The organism is Corynebacterium oculi, assembly GCF_001412105.1.
Taxonomy (GTDB): Bacteria; Actinomycetota; Actinomycetes; order Mycobacteriales; family Mycobacteriaceae; genus Corynebacterium; species Corynebacterium oculi.
Map to the genome: position 1 here is coordinate 786,840 of NZ_LKST01000001.1, position 21,569 is coordinate 808,408.

Here is a 21,569-nt window from a genome sequence, read left to right on the forward strand (position 1 = left end):
CATCCCTTCTGCTAGTCTGGCGGCAGGCAACGGGGTGCGCGATAGCGCTGAGATCATACCCGTGGAACCTGCTCTAGTTCGGACTAGCGAAGGGATTTGTCCTATCGTGATACCTCGCGTATTAACCATCGCCGGAACCGACCCCACCGGGGGCGCCGGTATCCAGGCGGACATCAAGGCCATCTCTGAGGCCGGAGGTTTCCCACTCTCCGTGGTCACCTCCCTGGTGGCCCAAAACACCCACGGGGTGCGCTCCATTCACACCCCGCCGCAGGATTTTCTGCTCGCCCAACTAGACGCCGTGTTCGAGGACGTCCAGGTGGATGCCCTCAAGATCGGGATGCTGGGCGGGGCGCAGACGATCACCACCGTGGCCGAGTACCTGCGCGATCACCCAGTAGCCCCCGTCGTGCTCGACCCGGTCATGGTGGCCACCAGCGGGGATCTCCTCCTGGACCGTGAGGCGGAGGCCGCCCTGAGCGAACTATGCGCGCAGGCGGACATCATCACCCCCAACCTAAGCGAGTTGGCGGTTCTCGCGCAGGCCTCTCCTGCGCGCACCCTGGAGGAAGCCATCGACCAGGCCCTCCCACTCGCCCGGCGCTGGGGCACCGGCGTGGTGGTCAAGGGAGGACACCTCAGCGGCAGCGCGGATAACGCCCTGGTCTCCCCCGAAGGCGCCGTCCACCGCGTGCCCTGCCCCCGGATCGACACCCCGCATACCCACGGCACCGGCTGTTCGCTTTCTTCCAGCCTGGCCACCCGCCTGGTGCTCGACGCCTCCCCCGCCGAGGCCCTGGCCTGGTCCACCCGCTGGCTGGCCGAGGCCATTCGGCACGGCGGCGATCTCCACGTGGGCGGCGGAAACGGGCCGGTGGATCATTCTCACCGCAGCCGCCGCCTCAGCGCCCAGGCCTCCACCGCGCCGTGGCCGCTGCCCACTGAGTTTGCGCCGCAGCCCAACCCCGATGATTCCTGGGCCGCAGGACCCTGGACGCGCGCGCTCTGGGAACTCGCACAAACGCCTCTGGGGGAAACCTACGCGCTGGACTTCATTCAGCAGCTAGGCCAGGGCAGCCTGGATCGAGGGGACTTCCTCTTTTACCTCGCCCAGGACTCCCACTACCTGCTGGCGTATTCCCGCTGCCTGGCGCGGGTGGCCTCACGCTGCGATCTCCCGGAGCACGCCACGCAGTGGGCGCACGATGCCGCCGCCTGCCTCGAAGAGGAGGCCCAGCTGCATCGCTCGGAACTGGGTGCCCTCACCGGGGAGGTCTCCCCCATCACGCTGTCCTATACCGCCTTCCTCGCCGCCACCGCGGACTCCGGGAGTTACGCGGAGGCCGCGGCCGCGGTCTTGCCCTGCTACTGGCTCTACGCCCACATCGGCCTCTATCTCACAGACGAGGTCACCCCGGATCACCCCTACGCTCCGTGGCTGAGCACCTACGGGGACGCGGATTTCCTCGCGGGCACGCGGCAGGCCATCGCCAGGGTGGAACACGCCCTGGAGCAGGCCTCCCCTGCCGAGCGGCTGCGCGCGGCGCGGGCCTTCGTGGCGGCCTGTTACTTTGAGCGAGATTTCTTCGCGCAGGCCTCGCGGCGCTGATTGTGCGTGCCCTCACCCAAGGCTCTACAGTGTCATAGGAATTACCCCTCAATAGCAAGGACGCTTCCTATGGCTACTACCACACAGCGCCCGCCGCGCGGCATCGATGCCAGCTGGACCATCTCTTTGTTTGGTACCGCTGTGGGTGCCGGTATCCTTTTCTTACCCATCAACGCCGGGAGTTCCGGCGTGTGGCCGCTGCTGATCGCCACGCTGCTGATCGGCCCCATGACGTATTTTTCACACCGCGCCCTGGCCCGCATGGTGTGCGTATCGCCCCGCAAGGGTGAGGACATCACCGTGGTGGCCAGGGATTACTTTGGAGAGAAGATCAGCTGGGTGATTACCCTGCTGTATTTTGCCGCGATCTATCCCATCGTGTTGATCTACGGCGTGAGTATCACCAATACCGTCGATAGTTTGATCGTCAATCAATTGCACGGCCCGCAGATTCCCCGCGCTCTGCTCTCCGGGCTGCTGGTGGGCGGCATGACGCTGATTTTGGTCTTTGGCCAGAAGATCATGCTCGCGGTCACCCAGGTGTTGGTCTATCCCCTCATTTTCCTGCTGGGGGCCATTTCCCTGTATCTGATTCCGTCCTGGGATTTTCAGGGATTCTTCGGCGCGCCCGGCAAGGGGGTATGGGCCACCGTGGCGGTGGTGTGGTTGGTGATCCCGGTGTTGGTTTTTGCCTTTAATCATTCCCCGGCAATCTCTCAGTTCTCCCTGGCCATGCAGCGCAACCACGGGGAGAATGCCACCCGGCGCGCCTCCGTGGTACTGGCTTATACGGCCGTCTTACTCACGGTGTTCACCATGTTCTTCGTGTGGTCGTGTTCCCTGGCCCTGGGGACGGAGGGTCTGAGCGCCGCCCGCGAGGCTAATCTTCCGGTGTTGTCGTATATGGCCAATGTGTTTAATAATCCGGTGCTCTCGTACCTCGCGCCGATCATCGCCATCGCGGCAATTGTTTCTTCCTATTTCGGCCACGTCCTCGGCGCGGCGGAGGGCGCGCAGAGCATCGTGCGCGGGTTGGCCAAGCGGGATCTGGCGCAGCGTCCCCTGGAGCTGGGCGTATATGGGTTTATCTTCCTCACCACGTGGTTGGCGGCCATCATTAATCCCAGCGTCCTGGATCTCATCGAGACGCTCTCCGGCCCGGTGATCGCCGCCTTGTTGTACCTCATGCCCATGTATGCCATCGCCAAGGTGCCCGCGCTGGCGCCGTATCGCAGGCAGGCCTCCAACGTGTTCATCGTGGTGTCCGGCCTGGTGGCTATCAGCGCCATCGTGTTTAAGATCGTGGCGTGAGCAGCGCCACCAGGAACTCCGAGTCCTCGGTAAAGGGGCGCAGGTCCCAGGTGGAGTAGCGCTGCTCCACCGCGAGGCCGGCGCCTCGGCAGGTGTCGAGGAAATCCGGAAATTCCCAACCGCGCCCGGCCCCGAAGCCCACGGCGGCGCGCCCACCGGGCGCCAACGCCTGGGCGATGTTTCTCACCGCCGCCTCGCGCTGCTTGGGCGCGATAAACCCCATGACGTTACCGGCGCACACCACCACGTCGTATTCCTCCCGCGGCAGCGGGTCTACCCCTATGTCTCCCACTTCCCAGGTGGCCTCGGGGTAGTCCTGGCGCGCGTAGTCGATGAGCACGGGGTCCAGGTCCACCCCGTGCACCCGGTGTCCGCGCCGGGCGAGCCAGCCGCCGATGCGCCCGGTACCGCAGCCGGCGTCGAGGATGCGGGCCTGGCGGGGCACCAGGGCGTCGATAAGCCGGGCCTCGCCAAAGATGTCCTTGCCGCTGGCGGCTATGCGGCGCCAGCGCTCGGCGTATTGCTGGGAGTGCTGGGGGTTGCGGGCGAGGATTTCCGTCCAGGTGTGCATGGGGCCAGTGTAATCTGCTCAGTCATGGATGTATGCCGTTCTTTCCGCAATGGTATCCCCGGCCCCTGCTCCGATGACGGGGACTTCACCTGGTTGGACCTCCAGGCCCCCGATAGCACCCGGATGGAGGAGGTGGCCCGCCGGTACGATCTCGACGAACTCATCGTGGAGGACGCGGTGGCCGCTCGGCAACGCCCCAAGGCGGAGGGGTATGATTCCCGCGTGCTTCTGGTCATGCGCACGGTGGCCTATACCGAGGAGCCCAGCGATCCGCACCGGCGAGGTTCACCTCATCGTCGGCCCGGATTTCCTGCTGAGCGTGCGCCACGGGGCGCAGGTTCCGGGGATGCTCAACCGTCTAGACAGGCCGCTGGAGCTGGCCGATCACGGCCCCTTCTCCCTGGCCTGGGCGGTTTCGGACGTCATCGTGGAGGAATACCTGCGCATCTCCGATGAGTTGGAGCAGGATCTCAACGAGCTGGAGGAAAAGGTATTCGATCCCAGCGCGGATTTTCACATCGACGAGATTTATCAGCTCAAGCGCGAGGTGCTGGAGATGCGCCACAGCATCGACGCCCTCCCCGCCGCGCTGTCTGCCCTCCTCACCCGGCACGGCGGCCTGCTGGGCAAGGAGGTTCGTTCTTATTTCCGCGATGTGGCGGACAATGCCACCATCGCGCGCGATCGGGTGATCAGCCTGGATGAGCGGCTCAGCGCCCTCATCGACGCCGGGGCCGCCAAGATTTCCCTGCGCCAAAACCAGGACATGCGCAGGCTCTCTGTGCTGGCGGGCATGGTGGTGCTGCCCACCCTCATCGCGGGCATCTACGGCATGAACTTTGAGGACATGCCGGAACTGCACTGGGCGCTGGGATACCCCTTTGCCCTGGGGCTCATGGCTTTGTCCATGATCTTGGTGTGGTGGGTGTGCCGCAGGCGCGGTTGGGTTTAGCTGGCCAGCATGGTGCGCAGCCTTCCCAGCGCCACCAGCTTGCCCTCATGTTCCATGCGCACCTCCCATAGCTGGGTGCGTCGGCCCAGCTGAATGGCGGTGGCCTGGGCGGTCACCGTCCCGGAGGACACGGGCCGCAGGAAATCCGTGGTGTTGTTCACGCCCACGATGGGCTTGCCGCCCGTGGCCGCCAGGGCCGCGAGCGAGGCCACGCCCTCGGTGAGTACGCAGTAGATCCCCCCGTGTACCAGCCCCATCGGCTGCTTGTGGCGGCCGTCCACGTCCATCTCTGCGCGCACCCCGTCCGGGCCCACGGCGGTAAACCGAATCCCCAGGGCCGCCTCCGCGCCCTGCTCGGCGGAGTTGATGGCGTCCAGCGCCTCCTGCGGGAGGGACTTGCTCGAAGCCCATTGCATCATCTCGGTGAAGTCCATCTCCCTATCCAAGCACTTTTCTTCGGGCTCGGGGTAGTGTTTTGGGCATGACTGATACTTCGCAGGCACAGATCGGCGTCATCGGGCTCGCGGTGATGGGCTCCAACCTCGCCCGGAACTTTGCTCATCACGGGCACACGGTGGCCGTGTATAACCGCACCGCCGCCAAGACCCAGGACTTCATGGGCATGTACGCCTCGGAGGGCACCTTCCTGCCCGCCGAGAGCATCGAGGAATTCGTGGCCTCGCTGGAGCGCCCGCGCCGCGCCATCATCATGGTGCAGGCCGGTGCCGCCACCGATGCCGTGATTAACCAGCTCGCGGACGCCATGGAGGAGGGGGACATCATCGTCGATGGTGGCAACGCCCTCTACACCGACACGGTGCGCCGGGAAAAGGAGATTTCCGCGCGCGGCCTGCACTTCGTGGGCACCGGCATCTCCGGCGGCGAGGAGGGCGCGCTCAACGGCCCCTCGATCATGCCCGGCGGCACGGCGGAGTCCTATGCCTCCCTCGGCCCCCTGCTGGAGGATATTTCCGCCAAGGTGGACGGCGCCCCCTGCTGCACTCACATCGGCCCGGACGGGGCGGGGCACTTTGTCAAGATGGTGCACAACGGCATCGAGTACGCCGATATGCAGGTGATCGGCGAGGCCTACCACCTGCTGCGCTACGCCGCAGGCCTGGAGCCCGCGCAGATCGCGGAGATCTTCACCGAGTGGACCAAGGGGGACCTCAACTCTTACCTCATCGAGATCACCGCCGAGGTGCTCGCCCAGGTCGATGCCGCCACCGGCGCCCCGCTTATCGACGTCATCGTGGACTCCGCAGGGCAAAAGGGCACCGGCCGATGGACGGTCAAGGCGGCCCTAGACCTGGGGATACCCGTCACCGGCATCGGGGAGGCGGTTTTTGCCCGCGCCCTGTCCGGCGCGCGCACCCAGCGCGCCGCCGCCCGCGACCTTCCCTCCGGCGAGCTCACCACCCTGGCGGACCTCGGCATCAATACCCAGGACTTCATCGAGGACGTGCGGCGCGCGCTGTACGCCTCCAAGATGGTGGCCTACGCCCAGGGCTTCGACGAGATTCAGGCGGGCTCGGCAGAGCACGGCTGGGGCGTGGATCCCCGCGACCTCGCCACCATCTGGCGCGGTGGCTGCATCATTCGCGCCAAGTTCCTCAACCGGATCGTGGACGCCTATAACGATAATCCCCAGGTGGAATCCCTCCTGCTGGCGCCCTACTTCACCGAGGAAGTCTCCCGTTCCCTGGATTCCTGGCGCCGCGTGGTGGTCACCGCCACCCAGCTGGGCCTGCCCATCCCGGTCTTTGCCTCCTCTTTGTCCTACTACGACAGCCTGCGCTCCGAGCGCCTGCCCGCCGCCCTGATCCAGGGGCAGCGCGATTTCTTCGGCGCCCACAGCTACGAGCGCACCGATCGCCCCGGCCACTTCCACACCCTGTGGTCGGAGGATCGCTCCGAGGTGGAGTCCTAGTAGAATCGCAGGGTGACTTCTTTCGCAGACCTCGGCCTCCCCGATCCTCTCACCCGCGCCCTGCGCGCCCAGGGGATCACCACCGCTTTCCCCATCCAGGCGGCCACGATCCCGGACATCCTCGCCGGGCGTGATCTTTTGGGCCGGGGCCCCACGGGCTCGGGCAAAACGTTTGCCTTTGGTCTGCCCATGCTCGCCAGGCTCGCCGGGTCCCCCTCCCGGCCCGGCCACCCCCGCGGCCTGGTGCTGGTTCCCACCAGGGAACTTGCGGCCCAGATCAAGGAACGCCTGGCCGATCCCGCCGCCGCCCTGGGCCTGCGAGTGCTCGACGTGGTGGGCGGGGTGAACATCAAGCGCCACAAGACGGCCCTGGCCTCCCCCGTGGATCTGCTGGTGGCCACCCCCGGGCGCGCCCAGGACCTCATCAATCAACGCGCGCTCTTCTTCGACTCCGTGCAGATCACCGCCTTGGACGAGGCGGATCAGATGGCGGACATGGGCTTTTTGCCCCAGGTACGCCGACTGCTCGATCTCACCCCCTCGGGCCAGCGCCTGCTCTTTTCCGCCACCCTGGACGGGCAGGTCAATACCCTGGTCAAGCGCTACCTCACCAACCCCGCGGAGCACTCCACCGCCCCTGCCCAAGCGGCGGCGGACACCATGACCCACCACAAGTTCCTGGTGGGCACCCGCGAGGCCCGCAACGAGGTTGTGCTGCGCATCGGCGCGCGCAAGGGCCGCACCATCATGTTCATGCGCACCAAGCACGGGGTGGATCGGCAGGTGAAAAAGCTCCAGCGCGCCGGGATCCAGGCCGCCGGGCTGCACGGGGATAAGGGCCAGTCCACCCGCACCAGGGCCCTGGCCGGGTTCTCCGATGGCTCCGTTCCCGTGCTCGTGGCCACGGACATCGCCGCGCGCGGCATCGACATCGGGGAGGTTTCCCTGGTGGTGCACGTGGATCCGCCCGCCGAGCACAAGGCCTATCTGCACCGCGCCGGGCGCACCGCGCGCGCCGGGCATAGTGGTACCGTGGTGACCCTCGTGATGGAGAACCAGGAGGACGAGGTGTCCCGCCTGTTGCGCAAGGCCGGTGTGGAGGCCCGGGAGGAAAGGGTCTCCCCCGATTCCCCCTCTTTGGCTAAGATCACGGGTGCACGTATCCCCACAAAGAAGGCTGGTGCCTAAGAGGCCCTGTCGGGTCTACCACCATGGACATATTTATTAGTATCCTCTCTCTCCTCGGCTTCGTGGTTCTCACGGCTAGCACGGGTTTGTTTGTGGCCATTGAGTTCGCGCTCACCGGGGTGGAACGCTCCACCGTGGACAATCACGTCAAGGAGCGCGGTGACGCCTCCGCTCGCGCCGTGCAGCGGGATTTCCGCAACCTTTCCTTCGTGCTCTCGGGGGCTCAGCTGGGCATCACCGTGACCACCCTGGCCACGGGGTTCTTGGCGGAGCCCATCTTGGCGCAGTACTTCACCCCCCTCTTGGAGTGGCTGGGGCTACCGGAGGGGTCCTCCTCCACGGTGGCCCTGGTGCTGGCCATGATCGTGGCCACGGTGCTCTCGATGGTCTTTGGGGAACTGGTGCCCAAGAACATCGCCATCACCATGCCGCTTCCGGTGGCGCGCTTTGTGGTGCACCCGGTGCACGTCTTTAACACGGCCTTCAAGTGGTTCATCAACTTCCTCAACGTCGCGGCCAACTGGACGGTGCGCAAGATGGGCATCGAACCGGCCGACGAGCTTGCCTCCGCGCGTTCCCCCCAGGAGCTGGGTTCCCTGGTGCGCAACTCCGTGGGCGTGGGCGGCATCGACGCCGCCACGGCCGAGGTCTTGGAGGCCTCGTTGAAGTTCGGAGAGACCACGGCCGAGGAGTTGATGACCCCTCGATCCACCGTGGACCTCCTTCAGGCGGAGGAAACCGTTCAGCACCTCATCGCGCTGAGCCTCGACACCGGCCACTCCCGGTTCCCGGTGGTCAATGGCGATCTGGACGATACGCTCGGCGTGGTTCATGTCAAGGACGCCTTCTCCGTGCCCGGCGATCGGCGCACCGAGGTGACCGTGGGCTCCTTGGCCCGCAAGATCCCCGCCATCCCGGAGTCCCTGGGGGGAGACGCCGTGCTCAAGGCCGTGCGCTCGGCGGGCTCGCAGATGGTGCTGGTGGCCGACGAATACGGCGGCACCGCCGGGATCATCACCATCGAGGACGTGGTGGAGGAGATCCTGGGTGACGTGTATGACGAGCACGATGACCAGGTGGCCGAGCGGGACTTTCAGCGCTTTGGCACCAACTGGGAGGTTTCCGGGTTGGTGCGCACCGCCGAGCTATCCGAGGAGATCGGGTACCAGGCCCCCGAGGGGCCCTACGAGACCCTGGGCGGGCTGATTATGGCCCAGATGGGCCGGATTCCCACGGTGGGTGACGTGGTGTTGCTGCCGGGGGAGGGTCGCTGGATCGCTCGGGTCTCCGGCATGGACGATCGCCGCATTGACCGGGTGATTCTCACCCCGGTCACGGAGGAGGAGGCAAAGGAGTACCAGCAATGAGTATTCTGACCACCATTTCCCTGATCGTGGCCCTGCTGCTGGCCAACGCATTCTTTGTGGCCAGCGAGTTTGCCCTCATCTCCTCGCGCAAGGATCGGATCGAGTCGCTCATCGCCCAGGGCCGCCCCGGAGCGCAGCGGGTGCTCTATGCCACCGAGCACCTTTCCCTCATGCTCGCCGGGGCGCAGTTTGGCATCACCCTGTGCTCCCTCGTCCTGGGCAAGGTGGCCGAGCCTGCGGTGGCACACTTCGTGGAGGAGCCCTTCAGCGCGCTGGGGGTGCCGGCCGATCTCATTCACCCCCTCTCGTTTGTCATCGCCCTGGCGATCATCACGTTCCTGCACATTCTCTTCGGTGAGATGGTGCCCAAGAACATCGCCATCGCGGGCCCGGAGACCCTGGCCCTGTGGCTGGCCCCCGGCATCATCGGCTGGGTGCGCCTGACCAAGCCCATCATCGCGTTTTTGAACTGGGTGGCGCGCATCACCCTGCGCCTTTTTGGCGTCGAGCAAAAGGATGAGCTGGATTCCACCGTGGATCAAAACCAATTGGCCTCCATGATCGCGGAATCGCGGGCCGAGGGGTACCTTGACGCGGAGGAACACGCCCGCCTGAGCAAGGCGCTGCGCTCGGAGAACCGCAGCCTCAAGGAGGTGATGATCCCCCTGGAGGAGGTGCGCAGCCTGGATTATGGCCGCACCGGCCCCACCATCGGGGATCTGGAGGATCTTGTGCGCGAGACCGGCTTTTCGCGCTTCCCCGTCACCGGACGCGATGGCTCCTACCTCGGATACATTCACGTCAAGGACGTGCTGGGGTGGATGTCTGCCTCGTCCCCGCAGACGGTGATCCCGCGCACGGAGTTGCGCCCCCTGATCTTCGTGGATGGCCAGGAACCCCTCGACGAGGCCCTGCACACCCTGCACGTGCGCTCCGCGCACATGGCCCAGGTGCGCGATCGCGGGGAACTCATCGGGATCGTGGCCCTGGAGGATCTCATCGAGGAATACGTGGGCACGGTCACGGACTGGACGCACGAGGAATAATGCTCTATCTCGCGCCCGAGCAGTGGCGGGCGGCCATGTCCGCCCACGAGCAGCGCGCCGACGCCCTCACCCGGGAGCACCGCGCGCGCCGACGCCGCCAAGAAAAGCACCCGGTTTTTGATTTTCTCTTCGATTACTATCAGGTGCGCCCCGGCCAGCTGCGCCGCTGGCACCCCGGCCTCGGCACGGCGTTGCGCGGCCCCGCACCCCATGCCCAGTGGAAGGATTACTGCGGCACGGACGCGGTGGGCGTCGATACGCAGGCCTTCATGCGCCGCCGCGGGGAGGGGGTAGCCAAGATCGGGGAACTGCTCACCCGCTCCGCCCGACGCCCGGCGCACTTTGATTGCTTTGGTCTGCACGAGTGGGCGATGGTGTACCACGGCACCCCGCGCCACGATCTTCCCCTGCGCCTGGGCGCCACCGGCACCAACGAGGTGGTGGAAAGCCACCAGCTGCGGTGCACGCATTACGATGCCTTCCGCTTTTTCACCCCGCCCGCGCGTCCCCTGAATCTCACGGTGCTCAGCCGGAAGAAGCAGGTCGAGCACGATCAATGCGGGTGCGTGCACGCCACGATGGATCTTTACAAGTGGGCGCATAAGCTCGGCCCCCTCGTGCCCGGACGGGTGCTTCTCGACGCCTTCGTGCTCGCCCGCAGCGCCCGCGTGTTAGACATGGAGGCCTCGCCCTACGACGTGCGCGGCCTGGGGTTTGGGGTGGTGCCCATCGAGACCACGGAGGGCAAGGCCGAATACGTGCGCCGTCAGCGCGAACTTGCCCGCAGCGCCCAGCCGATCCGGGAGGCCCTGGTGGAGATTATTGATAGAGTCAAAGAGGCTAAACTTCTAGCTAAAAGTGAGACTACCTAAAGGGAGGGCTTCCGGGTGCCGGGCCAACATAGATCAGAAACCAAGAGCCATGGCGCGGTGATCACCACGGTCATCGTCATCATCCTCGTGATCGCCGCCATCGTGTGGTGGTTGTTCTATCACAAGGACGATTCCGCCGATAACCCCCAGGCCGAGGGCACCTGCGAGCACACGGTGGTCCTTCCCGTCGCGGAACAGTACCCCGGCGCCGCGGATATGTTCCTGCGCGACTTCTCCGCCGAATGCGTCAACCCGGAACTCGTGGACTCCCCCGCGCAGGCCGCCCTCTACGTGGGTGTGGACTCCCCCGCCACCGACGCCCTCCTGGCGGAGCAGGGCCGCAGCCGCGTTCCCGGCGAGGCGCAGCCGGTAGGCTCCACCCCCGTGGGCCTGAGCACGCCGCAGCCGAGCACCGCCGAGGTCGATCCGCAGACCGTGTTCTACGGCCCCGACGCCGCCGTGGCGCAGGCCGCGGCCCTGGCCCTCACCCACGATGCCGATGCCGCGCAGGCCCTCGCCGAGCGCGACGTCCAGGCCCCAGCCCCCGAGGACCCGACGGTGCCGCTGGCGGTGACCGCCACCACCAACCCGGAGGGCCGCGCCTTTACCCCCCTTCCCGAGGCCGAGCTCACCTTTGTCGCCCTCGCGCTGAACCCCCAGGAAGGAATCTCTCAGGAGGCCATCGACGCCGCCGTGGCCGCCGCCTCCCCCCAGGCTCAGCCGGAACAAGAAGTGCAGCAGGCCGCCCCCCAGACCCTCTTCCTCCTGGATACCTCCGAGGGCATGGCCCCGCAGCTGGATGCCGCGCGCGCCGCCCTGACCGCCGAGGCGCAGGCCAACGGCCAGCCGGTGGCGCTGTGGAACTATTCCTCCCCGCTGAACCCCGGCGTCACCCGCCCCTGGCGCGATAACGTTCCCTTCGGCCCCGCCCAGGACATCGAGCCGGTTCTTCAGGGCTTCGGCACCGGCGGCATCCCGCTGACCCGCACGTCCGTCCTCGCTGCCCTGCGTACCGCCGCCGAGCAGGCGCAGTCCACCGGACAGCCCACTCGCGTGGTTCTCTTTACCTCCGGCACCGCCCCGGAAGATCTCGATGATGCCGCGTTTAGCCGCCAGCTGACCAGCGCATTAGAAAACCCCCAGGTGTCCCTGGAGGTTGTGCAAGTGGACGATCAGGTGGATCAGATCCTGAACGATCAGGCGGATTCCACCCGGAATCTCTAGGAGGTTTTGCGCGCCCGTCGGCGGGCGGCAAGCTCATCGACGGCGATCACGTTCCCCACCTCCGCGATCCGCTCGGAGGGGAAGGCCGCGATGGTCCCGGAGAGTTCCTTCACGATCCCCGGCACCGCGATACCGAATACTCCCTGCCCCCCGCCCAGAAGGTCGATGACCTCGTCGGCCGAGTGACACTCGTACACGGTGGTGCCGTCAGAGACCAGGGTGATCTCCGCGATGTCGTCCACGCCGCGATCCCGGAGGCGCTCCACGGCGAGGCGGATATTCTGAAGAGAAATGCCGGTGTCCAGCAGGCGTTTAACGATCTTGAGCACCAGGATGTCGCGGAAGGAATAAAGGCGCTGCGAGCCGGAGCCCTGGGCGCCGCGAATGGAGGGCTTCACCAGGTTCGTGCGCGCCCAGTAATCCAGCTGGCGATAGGTAATCCCCGCGACCTGGCAGGCGATGGGCACACGATACCCCACCTCTTCACCCGGCCCCAGGTCAAAGAGTGATTCCTGCACAGGGCGATCCTGGATATTGCTCACGCTCGGTACTCCCATGATGTGTTGATCGTGTCCGCGACTCGCGCGCTTTTCTCATCGCCAAGATTATCCCAAGGACACAAAAATCACGCGAGACACGCCCTAAACCTCAACTTGAAGTTTAGGGCTAAGTTTCATCGTTGTCATCCCGGGCATCACCCGCAAGATCCTCCTCCGAGACCCCCAGCTCGCGCATCATGCGCTCAAAGTCTGCGTCTGCCTGCGCGTTTCCCACGATGGGCTCCTCCGCCTCACCGAAACTCACGTGTAGGTATTCCGCCAGGGCGTCATCGGCGGCGAAGAAGGAAAACTGCGTGAGCACGTCCTCCGAAACCCCAAAGGGCAGTTCCAGGGCCTGCGCCACCATCAGCGCATCCGAGGGGCGGGCGTCCAACTCCGTGCCGTCGTGCAGGGTAATCGTAGCCACAAAAACGCCCTCGAAGGCACTGGTGATGCCGATGTCCGCGACCCCCGCGCCGCGCAGCGTCTCCGCGAGAAGATCGACCGTTCCCGGGCGGCGTGGCTCATACCCCGCCGCCCGGGCCTCGATCTCCGCCGCGGCGAGCGGAGAGACCCAGAGCGGCAAAACCCGGTTGCGCTGCGCCCAACGCAGCACCACGCAGTAAAAGTTCTCCGGGCCGGTGCTGTGTACGCCGTGAAACTCAACGGGAATCATAGATCCAACTCATCGCGCAGGGCTTTTTTGAACAAGGAGGCGTGGAGGGACACCACCAGCGCGCTCATCTGCTGGCTCATCTCCTCTGCCTGCTGCTTGGCGCTGAGCGAGCGGGACTTTGCCACCGGGCCGGCCACCTGCCCGATCAGATCGGCCTGGCGCCGGGCGGCGTTGCGCAAGGAGCGCAGGTGCCTCGCATCAAAGCCAAAGCCGCGCAGGGCCTCGGCGTTGCTCACCACAGTGACGTCATCGGCGCTAAAAAGCCCCGCCGCGTCCGGGCTGATGAGCCGCGCCTCGATGCAGGCCTCCACCGCGGAACCCTCCACGCCCGCTTTCTGCGCCACCTCCACGTCGGTGAGGCGCAAGGGTGAGGTGCGGAAGTTCTCCGGGGCCACCAGGGCGTGCGAAATGGCGGTGACCTGCCCGGAGTCCATTGCCTCCAGCTGCTCACGGATCACCTTGAGCGGGAGGTAATTATCGCGCTGCGTGGTCAGAATGTAGCGCAACCGCTCCACGTCCTGATCCGTAAATCGGCGGTAACCCGAGGAGGTACGTTGAGGGGTCACCAGCCCTTCCGATTCCAAAAAGCGTATCTTGGACACGGTGACGTCGGGGAACTCCTGACGCAACCGCTCCAAGACCACCCCAATGGACATCGTCTTTTTCGGCTTGGGTGCAGCCGCAGCTTTACTTACAGCGCTCATAGATGAAATAAGGATGAAAGAGGATTTACTTTGAGGCGGAAAGATACACCAGGCGGAACTTGCCGATCTGGATTTCATCGCCGGTGGACAGGGTCTCCGCGTTGCGCGGCTCGCGGTTTACGTAGGTGCCGTTGAGGGATCCCACGTCCACCACCTCGTACTCTCCATCGTCGGTGAGGCGGAACTCCGCGTGACGGCGGGAGACGGTGACATCATCGAGAAAGATGTCCGACTCCGGGTGGCGGCCCGCAGTGGTGGTCGCCTGATCGAGCAGGAACCGGGCACCGGCATTGGGGCCACGCTTGACCACGAGGAGAGCGGAACCCTCCGGCAGATTCTCCGCGCTCACGGCGGCCGGAGCGCTCGATTCCATCTCCTTGAGCAGTTCAGCGCGGAAAACCGAGGTGGTTTCCACCTGCTGCTGGCCGGTTCCGGTGTTCTCGCTCATTCTCTTCTTCCTCCACGTGTTAGGGGTAAACGCTAACTACACATCATAGCGATGTGTCCATCTCTCGACGATGTTACCGGAAGATACTCCCTATGCCCCGCACAACGGAGTTCCCCCCGGCGAGCGGGTTATCCGAGACCATGTACGTCCACGTGGCCGAGGGGCGCGCCAGCCCGTAGTCCTCCAGGTGCGCCCCGGCTTCGTCGATAGTCACCTCGCTGAACGTCTCCACCGCCGCATCCACCGCCCGTTGCGCCAATTCCTTGAACTCGCGCACGGCTATGCGGTGATACTCGTCCAGCGGCGTCTCCCGGGCGATGGCACGCAGGTGGATGGATTCGCGGACGTCATCCATCAGGGCCAGGTGATCGGCCCAGGCGGCATCCAGGTGATACAGCATGATCTGACGCGCGGCCTGCTCCCTAGATTCCAGGCCCGCCACCTCGGCGGCGCGCTGCGGAGCCCGCTCGGAGAGTTCCGCCCAGGCCTGGTCGGTATCCAACAGGCGGGCGCGGCGGGCGTCGATGATCTCTCGCTGATCCGCCAGGAGCTTATTGTACTTCCAGGTCTGCGCGTGAATCTCCAGCAACTGCCCCTCGGTCACCCGCTGGCAGTGTTCCACAAAATCCTGCACCTTCTTTTGCTCGATGCGCCCCTGGGCATCCGGCTTCGCCGTTACTTCCTCGCCCGCTCCCCCGGTAGCCACCACGTCATCCTCCAGGGAGACAAAAAAGAGTGAGAGGCCGGGATCGCCCTGGCGGCCCGCGCGGCCGCGCAGCTGGTTATCCAGGCGCGCGGAGCGGTGCCGCGAGGTGCCGATCACCGCCAGCCCCTCCGTCACCCCCTCCCCCAGCCGAATATCCGTGCCGCGCCCCGCCATCTGGGTGGACACGGTCACGCGCCCAGGCTGCCCGGCCTGGGCGATGATGCCGGCCTCCTCCGCGTCGTTCTTGGCGTTGAGCACGGCGGCCTTGATCCCCCGGCGGCGCAACGCCTCGGCCAGCGCCTCTGATTCCGCCACGTCCTGCGTGCCCACCAACACCGGCTGCCCGGTGGCGTGCAGCAGCGCGATCTCCTCCACGATGGCGGTGTTCTTCTCCTCCATCGTGGCGTAGATCCGATCCGCCTCGTCGAAGCGGCGCAGGGGCTTTTCTCTCTCGATCACGGAAACCCTCAGGTCATAGAACTGCCGCAACTGATCGGTGGCCTCCACCGCCGTGCCCGTCATGCCGCATACCAGGGGGTAGCGCCCCATGAGCGCCTGAAGCGTCATCGTGTCGAGGATCTTGCCCCCCTCCGTCACCGATAGGCCCTCCTTGGCCTCCACGGCAGCCTGCAAGCCGTCGGGCCAGCGCTGAAGGTCCGCCACGCGGCCACGGGAGGCGTCGATAAGCTGCACCTTGCCCTCACGCACGATGTAATGCACGTCTCGGTGCAGCAGCGCCTTGGCGTGCAGGGCTAGGTTCACCTGCACCAGGGTGCTCCCCACGTGATCGTCGTCGTACAGGCTCTCAATCCCCAGGGCACGCTCCACCTTGTGCGCGCCCTCCTCGGTGAGGAATACGTTGCGCCGATCATCATCGGTGGTGTAATCCTCCTTTTCGTGCAGGCCACGCACCACGTCCGTGATCTGCCCGGTGGGCGCGGCGCCCGGTTGGCTGCCCGCAAGGACCAGAGGCACCAGGGCCTCGTCCACCAGCACGGAATCCGCCTCGTCCACCAGCGCCACGTCCGCCGGGGCCTGCACCGCCTCCGAGCGCCGCGTGATCTGATGATCGCGCAGCACGTCGAAGCCGATCTCATTGACCGGCCCGTACACCACGTCACAGGCATAGGCTTCCCGACGCCGCTCCGGGGGCAGCGCCTCCGTGATCGCCCCCACGCTCACCCCGAAGAACTCCACCAGGGGGCTCATCCACTGGGCATCGCGCGCCGCGAGGTAATCATTGACCGTGATGACGTGCACGCGCTTGCCCATGAGGCCAAAGCCCGTGGCGGCCATCGCTCCCACCAGGGTTTTCCCCTCGCCGGTGGCCATGTGCACCACATCGCCCTCCAGCAGCCGCAGCACCGCCTGGGACTGCACCTTGAACGGGCTCATGCCCAGCGTGCGCCGCGAGGCCTCCCCCAGCACCGCCAGGAACTCCGCGGGGTCCTTGAGCTCCCCGCCCGCCAGCGCGGTGCGCGCTCGCTCATTGAGTTCCTCGCGGCTAAGCTGCGCCAGGTCCTCCGCGCGCCGTGCCGCGTCCTCCGTGATCGCAATGCTGCGCTTCTGGTTCCTGCTCGTTCCCGAGCCCATGGCCTTCCAGAACCAGTCAAATGCGCCCATAAGGTGTTGCCTTCCGTAGCGTGTGGGGTTACAAGCCCTCTATCCTAGGGCAATGCGCCCCCATCACGTCGCCCTCCCGTTCACCAAGGGCACTATCGACGCCCCCGAACACCCGCGCTCCTACGCCCTCATCGCGCACTGCTTCGCCGGCTCGCGTCACAACCTCGCCACCGCCCGCATCAGCAAGCGCCTCGCCCACCACGGCATCGCCACCCTGCGCTTTGACTTCCCCACCCTCCTGCTCGGCGAGCACATTGAGCACCTGCGCCGCGCGCACTCCTGGCTTTCCGAGCATTATCGCGCCCCGAGCCTGCTCATCGGGCATTCGCTCGGCGGGGCCGCCGTGCTCAGGGCCGGTATCGACGTCCCCTGCGTCACCGTCGGCAGCCCGCACAACCCGCACCGCAGCATCCTGCCCTACGTCCACGGCGGCAGCGCCACCATCACCGGGCACACCATCGACCTTCCCGACGGCTTCTTAGCGGACCTCGCCGCCCATTCTTCCTACGCCCCGCCCACGGCACCGTTGCTCACGCTCCACTCGCCCACGGATGAGGTGGTGCCCATCGCGGAGGCCGAGGATATTTTCCGCCACGCTGCCTACCCTAAATCCCTCCTCAGCCTGGAAGATTCCGATCACATGCTGACCGCCCCCGGGGCCGCGCACCGGGCCGCCGACCTAATCCATGCCTGGTTTGAGTCCATTTCCGGCCGCTGCGCTGGCGATTTAATAAAATAAGCACACTGCTGTAACCTCTTCCTCGTTGCAGATACTGCACAACGGACTGTGGCGCAGTTTGGCAGCGCACTACACTGGGGGTGTAGGGGTCGCAGGTTCAAATCCTGTCAGTCCGACCACAAAAGGCGCGGGAAACCGCGCCTTTTGCTATGCCCGCTCGATCCCGAAGAACTCCAGAACCGTATCGGTGGCAAAGTTCTTGGGCACGGTGGAATTGAGGTCATCGGGACTGCCGTCCCAGATGTGCACGCCGCCGTCGATCCGATAGAACTCCGTGCGGGCATCGCAGCCCTGCCACACGGTGCGCTCGATGGTATCGGTCACGTACTTGCTCAGCGGCTCGCGGCACTTATTGCGATCCACGTCCGCCTCGCGTGCCTCCCTAATGGAGTAGTACCTGGTTCCGTGCCGGGTACCGCCGTCATACTGCATCACCTGATCCGCGGTCCCGTGGATCGCCAGGATCGGCAAGGGGGACTCGGAGCAGCCGTCACGGATGCCGTCGTAATTGGCGGAGGACACGGAGGCCACGCCCTTAATCACGTCATCCACGCGGCAGCCGAGCAGCGTGGCAAAGCCCCCGCCGTTAGACATGCCCGCGGCAAAGACCCGCTCGCGGTCGATGGGATAGGTGGCCTCAAGGCGGCCCATAATATCGCGCACCAGGGCCTCATCCCCCTTGTTCTCATTGGTCTGCGCGTAGGGGCCGCCGCCCCAGGCGCGGGTGAGGCCGTCCGGGTACACCACAATAGCCTGGGCGTCCTCCATCTGCGTGTACTCCTGCATGAGAACCGCGTTCTCCTGCCACCCGTGGAACATAAAGAGCACTGCATGGCCCTTTTCCGGCGCGGGCTGGGTGGGCATGTCCACGATGAGTGAGCGATTCATACCCGCAGAAGACATGCTTATCACGGCGCTTTCCCCGGCAGCCACCTCCGGGAAGGGGGCGTAGCCCTCCTCCTCGGGGTCGTCTCCCGCAGAGACCAATCCCACCAGGGAAAGTCCGGCGATCACACCGACGGCAACGAGCGCGATTACGGCGCGGAGGCGCTTCATCCGCGGCGGCCCCTTGCCCAGGCCTGCCACAGTTGCGCGTACCGCCCACCGCGAGCGAGCAGTTCCTCGTGGCTGCCCGCCTCTATCACCTCGCCGTTATCCATGACCAAAACTCTATCTGCTAGGGCCACGTGGTCAAGACGGTGGGCCACCACCAAGGAAGATCGCCCACGTAACACCTCCGCCGCCGCGCTTTCCAGCAGCCCCGCGTGCGCGGAGCCTGCCTCCGCGGTGGCCTCGTCCAGGATCACCAGGGCCGGGTCAATCAGCAGGATTCTCGCCAGCGCTAACTGCTGGTTCTGCACCGGCTCCAGCGGCTCCTCGGTATCGAGGTCCTCCGCCCAGTCCGCCCCCACGCGGCGCAGCGCCTCGTGCATCTCCTTCTCGGTGGCTCCGGGGCAGGCCAGGCTGAGGTCCTCGCGGGGAGTACCAAAGGAGTTGATCTCCTGGGAGACCAGCGCCACCCTCCCGGCGCGCTCGGCGTCGGACAGCGTGGAGACCTCCACGGAATCGATCAGGGCCGCTCCCTGGGTGGGCACGCGCAGCCCGGCAAGCAGGGCGGCCACGGTGCTCTTTCCCGCGCCGGAGGCACCCACGAGGGCCACGCTGCGGCCGGGTTCGATGCGTAGGTCAATATCACGCACTGCCCGGTGCTCGCCGTAGGAGAAGGAAACCCCGCGCAGTTCCGCTACACCCCGTGCCGCGCCCACTCCCGAATCCGGTTGGGGTTCGATCCGGGGGACGCCCACGATCCGCGCTAAGGAGGCGTAGGCCGATTGCACGGTGTCGAGGACGCGCATGAGCATCATGATGGGGCCGCGCAGCCTGATGAGCATGAGCAGCGCGCCGGTCACGGCCCCCACGCTGAGGTCGAGCGCGTACCCGATGAGCAGGCCCAGCGCGATGGTCAAAAACTCGCACACGGTGATCCAGCTTTGGAGCACCACCATCGTGGTGCGCGCGGCGATGCCCGTGTCTCGCACCTTAAGGGAGGATTCGCGGATCCCCTCGTGGATTTTTCTTTCCATGCCGTAGGCGCGCACGGTCTCGGCACCGTGGACGGCCTCTAGCACCCGGCGGGCGCGCTCGCTGCGCATCGACTTTTCCCGCGCGTACTTGGCCGGGGCCACGCTCAGGTAGCGGCGGGCCCCGAGGTAGTACAGGGGGGCGACGAGGAGCACGAGGGCGAACTGCGCATCGACGCTCAACAGGGCCACCGCCGTGGCCGCGATGGTGAACACGGAACTCGAAAGAATGGGAATGGTCTGCGTGACGGCGGAGGAGAGTTCGGAGACGTCGTCCGTGGAACGGCTCACGAGGTCCCCCGATCCGGCCTCCTCGACGCGATACACGGGCAGGGCGAGGGCGGTGCTCACCAGCGTGGCGCGCAGCCCGGCGATGCCGCGTTCCGCGCTGGTGGAAATGAGATAGAAGCCGGCCGCGCTCAGGGCGGCGGAGCATAACGCCGCGCCCACCAGGAGCCCCGATAGCCCCAGGAGGGAATCGCCGTTCATCACGGCATCCAACATCGTTCCCATGAGGTGAGGGATGGTCACGCTCATCGCGGAGCCGCCGAGCAGGAGGACGAGGGCCACCACGGCTCGCGGCCGCAGCCTAAGTTCCTTGCGTATCTGCGCCCAGGTGGCTATCGGGAACACTCGGCCACCTCCCGCCAGGCCGGGGCGCTGCTGTAGACCAGGGTGTGCCGCCCCTCTCGCTCCCCGGCCACGCGCTGCGCGATGGTGTACTCGGTCACGGAATCGACGGCCGTGGTGGGGTCGTTGAGCACCAGCACGTCCGCCTCGGTGGCGATCGCCCGCGCCAGGGCTACCCGCTGGCGCTGCCCGCCGGACAGCGCGGTGCCACCCTCGCCCACCTCCTTATTCGGTATGTCTGAGGCCGCCGCCACCCACAAAGCATGGCGGGCCTTCTCCTCATCGGGGTGTACGTTCTCGTAGACGGTGCCGGAGAAGAGATCGGCGCGGTGTGGGGCCACCATCACCCCCGCCCCGGAGGAATACGGGCATTCCCCGGAACGCACCTCCAGGCCGGTGACCTCGGGGACCTCGGTGTTCCTGGGGTAATCTGGCGCGTCTAAGACCTGCTCGATTCGCTGCGCGCTGGCCTGGGCCGCCGCCCATCGGGAGGCGATGTTCTTCCCCAGCATGGTCATCGGGTGGATGATGAACTGCGTGATTCCCACCACGGTGATGAGTTCCCCCACGCTGATCCTTCCCTGCTGCGCCAGCACCGCGGCGGCGACGGCCAGGGCCACCACGTAGAGGGAACCCACGGCATCGGTGGCGGCGTTCAATCGGGCGTGGGCGGCGTTAGCGGCCACGGTGCGCCGATACGCCTCGTCGGAGGCCGCGCGATAGCGCTGCCCCACCGCCCCTACCGCCCCGATCCCCTTGAGCGTGCGCAGGCCGTGCACGATGTTGGCGGCGAGGGCGGACGCCCGGGCCAGGCCTTCTTGGCGTCGAAAGGCGGCGCGGCGCAGGGGACGGGCCTGCCGCAGGGATACCCACACGATCAGCGGTCCCCCGCAGAGCACCGCCAGCCCCAGCGGTACCGAAACGTTCACCAGCACCACGGCGGCATAGATCACCGAGGTCACCTCCGCCATCGGGAAGATGGTGAGCATGACGGCGTCGGCCACGCGGCGGGTATCCACGCTGGCCACGGAGAGCAACGCGCCGGGAGGCATCGGCACCTGCGCGATCCGCCGGGTCACCTCCATGCGTAGTTCGTGATCCTTGCGCTGCACTGCGCGGATCCCCAGCCACCGCCCGGCGGCCCCGCACAAGGCGTTGAGGGTAAAGAGCGCGGCGAGCGCCCCCAGCCAAGGGAAAATACTCCCCCGCTCCGCGATAGCGCGATCAATAGCGTGCCCCACCACCACGGGGGTCAGGCCGTTGCACACAAAAGCCACGGAGACCAAGACCCCGGCGAGCAGGGAATCGCGCGAAAGGATGGTGCGGAGCAGAAAGGGCACGAGGTACCATCCT

General features: G+C 66.2%; 20 protein-coding genes, 1 tRNA gene, 1 pseudogene and 1 riboswitch. Of the genes and pseudogenes, 12 read left to right on the forward strand and 10 right to left on the reverse strand.

What is annotated here, in order from left to right:
- Positions 1 to 20 precede the first annotated feature (20 nt).
- Positions 21 to 113, forward strand: a riboswitch (TPP riboswitch).
- Both Cocul_RS03750 and Cocul_RS03755 read left to right on the forward strand, forming a co-directional pair.
- A complete protein-coding gene (locus Cocul_RS03750) occupies positions 107 to 1,609 on the forward strand; it encodes a bifunctional hydroxymethylpyrimidine kinase/phosphomethylpyrimidine kinase (RefSeq protein WP_055121936.1) in 1,503 nt (500 codons plus the stop codon). Its footprint overlaps the riboswitch before it by 7 nt.
- A 69-nt stretch (positions 1,610 to 1,678) precedes the next feature.
- Complete coding sequence (locus tag Cocul_RS03755; protein ID WP_055121937.1) at positions 1,679 to 2,920, forward strand: amino acid permease; 1,242 nt, start codon at positions 1,679 to 1,681, stop codon at positions 2,918 to 2,920.
- Here Cocul_RS03755 and Cocul_RS03760 read toward each other — a convergent pair.
- On the reverse strand, positions 2,904 to 3,491 hold the full coding sequence (locus Cocul_RS03760; RefSeq protein ID WP_055121938.1) for a class I SAM-dependent methyltransferase: 588 nt from the start codon (positions 3,489 to 3,491) through the stop codon (positions 2,904 to 2,906). The genes Cocul_RS03755 and Cocul_RS03760 overlap by 17 nt on opposite strands.
- A gap of 123 nt (positions 3,492 to 3,614) precedes the next feature.
- Between Cocul_RS03760 and Cocul_RS13120 the strand changes: the two are divergent.
- Both Cocul_RS13120 and Cocul_RS03770 read left to right on the forward strand, forming a co-directional pair.
- A pseudogene (locus tag Cocul_RS13120) lies at positions 3,615 to 3,698 on the forward strand (magnesium transporter CorA); the annotation flags it as partial.
- Between the two features lie 4 nt (positions 3,699 to 3,702).
- The gene (locus tag Cocul_RS03770) at positions 3,703 to 4,443 is read left to right on the forward strand and encodes a magnesium and cobalt transport protein CorA (protein WP_281176046.1); all 741 of its coding nucleotides are present in this window, start codon (positions 3,703 to 3,705) and stop codon (positions 4,441 to 4,443) included.
- On the opposite strand, the gene Cocul_RS03775 is transcribed toward Cocul_RS03770, so the two are convergent.
- Positions 4,440 to 4,877 (reverse strand): PaaI family thioesterase, encoded by a 438-nt coding sequence (locus Cocul_RS03775; RefSeq protein ID WP_055121941.1) that lies wholly within the window; start codon positions 4,875 to 4,877, stop codon positions 4,440 to 4,442. The genes Cocul_RS03770 and Cocul_RS03775 overlap by 4 nt on opposite strands.
- 47 nt (positions 4,878 to 4,924) lie before the next feature.
- On the opposite strand from Cocul_RS03775, the gene gndA reads away from it, so the two are divergent.
- From gndA to Cocul_RS03805, 6 genes are read left to right on the forward strand one after another with little or no spacing between them, the layout of a single operon-like run.
- On the forward strand, positions 4,925 to 6,373 hold the full coding sequence (gene gndA / locus Cocul_RS03780) for an NADP-dependent phosphogluconate dehydrogenase (protein ID WP_055121942.1): 1,449 nt from the start codon (positions 4,925 to 4,927) through the stop codon (positions 6,371 to 6,373).
- Between the two features lie 12 nt (positions 6,374 to 6,385).
- Positions 6,386 to 7,561 carry a DEAD/DEAH box helicase gene (locus tag Cocul_RS03785; protein ID WP_055121943.1) on the forward strand — a complete coding sequence of 392 codons (1,176 nt, stop codon included), beginning with the start codon at positions 6,386 to 6,388 and terminating at the stop codon, positions 7,559 to 7,561.
- Positions 7,562 to 7,584: 23 nt separating this feature from the next.
- A complete protein-coding gene (locus Cocul_RS03790) occupies positions 7,585 to 8,928 on the forward strand; it encodes a hemolysin family protein (RefSeq protein WP_055121944.1) in 1,344 nt (447 codons plus the stop codon).
- Positions 8,925 to 9,974, forward strand: a complete 1,050-nt coding sequence (locus Cocul_RS03795) for a hemolysin family protein (RefSeq protein ID WP_055121945.1) — start codon at positions 8,925 to 8,927, stop codon at positions 9,972 to 9,974. Before Cocul_RS03790 ends, Cocul_RS03795 begins: the two co-directional genes overlap by 4 nt.
- The gene (locus Cocul_RS03800) at positions 9,974 to 10,846 is read left to right on the forward strand and encodes a hypothetical protein (RefSeq protein WP_055121946.1); all 873 of its coding nucleotides are present in this window, start codon (positions 9,974 to 9,976) and stop codon (positions 10,844 to 10,846) included. Before Cocul_RS03795 ends, Cocul_RS03800 begins: the two co-directional genes overlap by 1 nt.
- Positions 10,847 to 10,903: 57 nt before the next feature.
- On the forward strand, positions 10,904 to 12,070 hold the full coding sequence (locus Cocul_RS03805; protein WP_055121947.1) for a VWA domain-containing protein: 1,167 nt from the start codon (positions 10,904 to 10,906) through the stop codon (positions 12,068 to 12,070).
- On the opposite strand, the gene Cocul_RS03810 is transcribed toward Cocul_RS03805, so the two are convergent.
- The 5 genes from Cocul_RS03810 to secA2 all read right to left on the reverse strand — a co-directional run bounded on the left by Cocul_RS03810 (position 12,067) and on the right by secA2 (position 16,766).
- Positions 12,067 to 12,612, reverse strand: a complete 546-nt coding sequence (locus Cocul_RS03810; RefSeq protein WP_245622089.1) for a MerR family transcriptional regulator — start codon at positions 12,610 to 12,612, stop codon at positions 12,067 to 12,069. The genes Cocul_RS03805 and Cocul_RS03810 overlap by 4 nt on opposite strands.
- A 124-nt stretch (positions 12,613 to 12,736) precedes the next feature.
- Positions 12,737 to 13,285 (reverse strand): bifunctional nuclease family protein, encoded by a 549-nt coding sequence (locus Cocul_RS03815; RefSeq protein ID WP_055121949.1) that lies wholly within the window; start codon positions 13,283 to 13,285, stop codon positions 12,737 to 12,739.
- Positions 13,282 to 13,941: a transcriptional regulator FtsR gene (ftsR, locus tag Cocul_RS03820; RefSeq protein WP_055121950.1), complete on the reverse strand. Its 660-nt coding sequence runs from the start codon at positions 13,939 to 13,941 to the stop codon at positions 13,282 to 13,284. Before ftsR ends, Cocul_RS03815 begins: the two co-directional genes overlap by 4 nt.
- A gap of 73 nt (positions 13,942 to 14,014) precedes the next feature.
- Entirely contained in the window at positions 14,015 to 14,437 is a 423-nt protein-coding gene (gene odhI / locus Cocul_RS03825; protein ID WP_055121951.1) for an oxoglutarate dehydrogenase inhibitor Odhl, read from the reverse strand.
- Positions 14,438 to 14,510: 73 nt separating this feature from the next.
- On the reverse strand, positions 14,511 to 16,766 hold the full coding sequence (gene secA2 / locus Cocul_RS03830) for an accessory Sec system translocase SecA2 (RefSeq protein ID WP_055121952.1): 2,256 nt from the start codon (positions 16,764 to 16,766) through the stop codon (positions 14,511 to 14,513).
- 52 nt (positions 16,767 to 16,818) lie between these two features.
- Here secA2 and Cocul_RS03835 point away from each other — a divergent pair, with 52 nt between their 5' ends.
- Both Cocul_RS03835 and Cocul_RS03840 read left to right on the forward strand, forming a co-directional pair.
- Entirely contained in the window at positions 16,819 to 17,505 is a 687-nt protein-coding gene (locus tag Cocul_RS03835) for an alpha/beta hydrolase family protein (RefSeq protein WP_055121953.1), read from the forward strand.
- 42 nt (positions 17,506 to 17,547) lie between these two features.
- Positions 17,548 to 17,624 (forward strand) — tRNA-Pro (locus Cocul_RS03840).
- A gap of 28 nt (positions 17,625 to 17,652) precedes the next feature.
- On the opposite strand, the gene Cocul_RS03845 is transcribed toward Cocul_RS03840, so the two are convergent.
- Genes Cocul_RS03845 through Cocul_RS03855 form a run of 3 tightly spaced genes read right to left on the reverse strand, consistent with a single transcriptional unit; the run spans position 17,653 to position 21,556 of the window.
- Positions 17,653 to 18,561: a CE1 family esterase gene (locus tag Cocul_RS03845; protein ID WP_150114336.1), complete on the reverse strand. Its 909-nt coding sequence runs from the start codon at positions 18,559 to 18,561 to the stop codon at positions 17,653 to 17,655.
- Complete coding sequence (locus Cocul_RS03850; protein ID WP_055121955.1) at positions 18,558 to 20,219, reverse strand: ABC transporter ATP-binding protein; 1,662 nt, start codon at positions 20,217 to 20,219, stop codon at positions 18,558 to 18,560. Before Cocul_RS03850 ends, Cocul_RS03845 begins: the two co-directional genes overlap by 4 nt.
- The gene (locus Cocul_RS03855) at positions 20,207 to 21,556 is read right to left on the reverse strand and encodes an ABC transporter transmembrane domain-containing protein (RefSeq protein ID WP_082422134.1); all 1,350 of its coding nucleotides are present in this window, start codon (positions 21,554 to 21,556) and stop codon (positions 20,207 to 20,209) included. Before Cocul_RS03855 ends, Cocul_RS03850 begins: the two co-directional genes overlap by 13 nt.
- Positions 21,557 to 21,569: the final 13 nt, after the last annotated feature.

Excerpts from the sequence above, each read along its gene's own strand:
- Cocul_RS03755 (WP_055121937.1), top strand. The coding sequence starts at position 1,679 with ATGGCTACTACCACACAGCGCCCGCCGCGCGGCATCGATGCCAGCTGG.
- Cocul_RS03760 (WP_055121938.1), bottom strand. The coding sequence starts at position 3,491 with ATGCACACCTGGACGGAAATCCTCGCCCGCAACCCCCAGCACTCCCAG.
- Cocul_RS03770 (WP_281176046.1), top strand. The coding sequence starts at position 3,703 with ATGATTCCCGCGTGCTTCTGGTCATGCGCACGGTGGCCTATACCGAGG.
- Cocul_RS03775 (WP_055121941.1), bottom strand. The coding sequence starts at position 4,877 with ATGGACTTCACCGAGATGATGCAATGGGCTTCGAGCAAGTCCCTCCCG.
- gndA (WP_055121942.1), top strand. The coding sequence starts at position 4,925 with ATGACTGATACTTCGCAGGCACAGATCGGCGTCATCGGGCTCGCGGTG.
- Cocul_RS03790 (WP_055121944.1), top strand. The coding sequence starts at position 7,585 with ATGGACATATTTATTAGTATCCTCTCTCTCCTCGGCTTCGTGGTTCTC.
- Cocul_RS03795 (WP_055121945.1), top strand. The coding sequence starts at position 8,925 with ATGAGTATTCTGACCACCATTTCCCTGATCGTGGCCCTGCTGCTGGCC.
- Cocul_RS03800 (WP_055121946.1), top strand. The coding sequence starts at position 9,974 with ATGCTCTATCTCGCGCCCGAGCAGTGGCGGGCGGCCATGTCCGCCCAC.
- Cocul_RS03815 (WP_055121949.1), bottom strand. The coding sequence starts at position 13,285 with ATGATTCCCGTTGAGTTTCACGGCGTACACAGCACCGGCCCGGAGAAC.
- ftsR (WP_055121950.1), bottom strand. The coding sequence starts at position 13,941 with ATGTCCATTGGGGTGGTCTTGGAGCGGTTGCGTCAGGAGTTCCCCGAC.
- odhI (WP_055121951.1), bottom strand. The coding sequence starts at position 14,437 with ATGAGCGAGAACACCGGAACCGGCCAGCAGCAGGTGGAAACCACCTCG.
- secA2 (WP_055121952.1), bottom strand. The coding sequence starts at position 16,766 with ATGGGCGCATTTGACTGGTTCTGGAAGGCCATGGGCTCGGGAACGAGC.
- Cocul_RS03835 (WP_055121953.1), top strand. The coding sequence starts at position 16,819 with ATGCGCCCCCATCACGTCGCCCTCCCGTTCACCAAGGGCACTATCGAC.
- Cocul_RS03845 (WP_150114336.1), bottom strand. The coding sequence starts at position 18,561 with ATGAAGCGCCTCCGCGCCGTAATCGCGCTCGTTGCCGTCGGTGTGATC.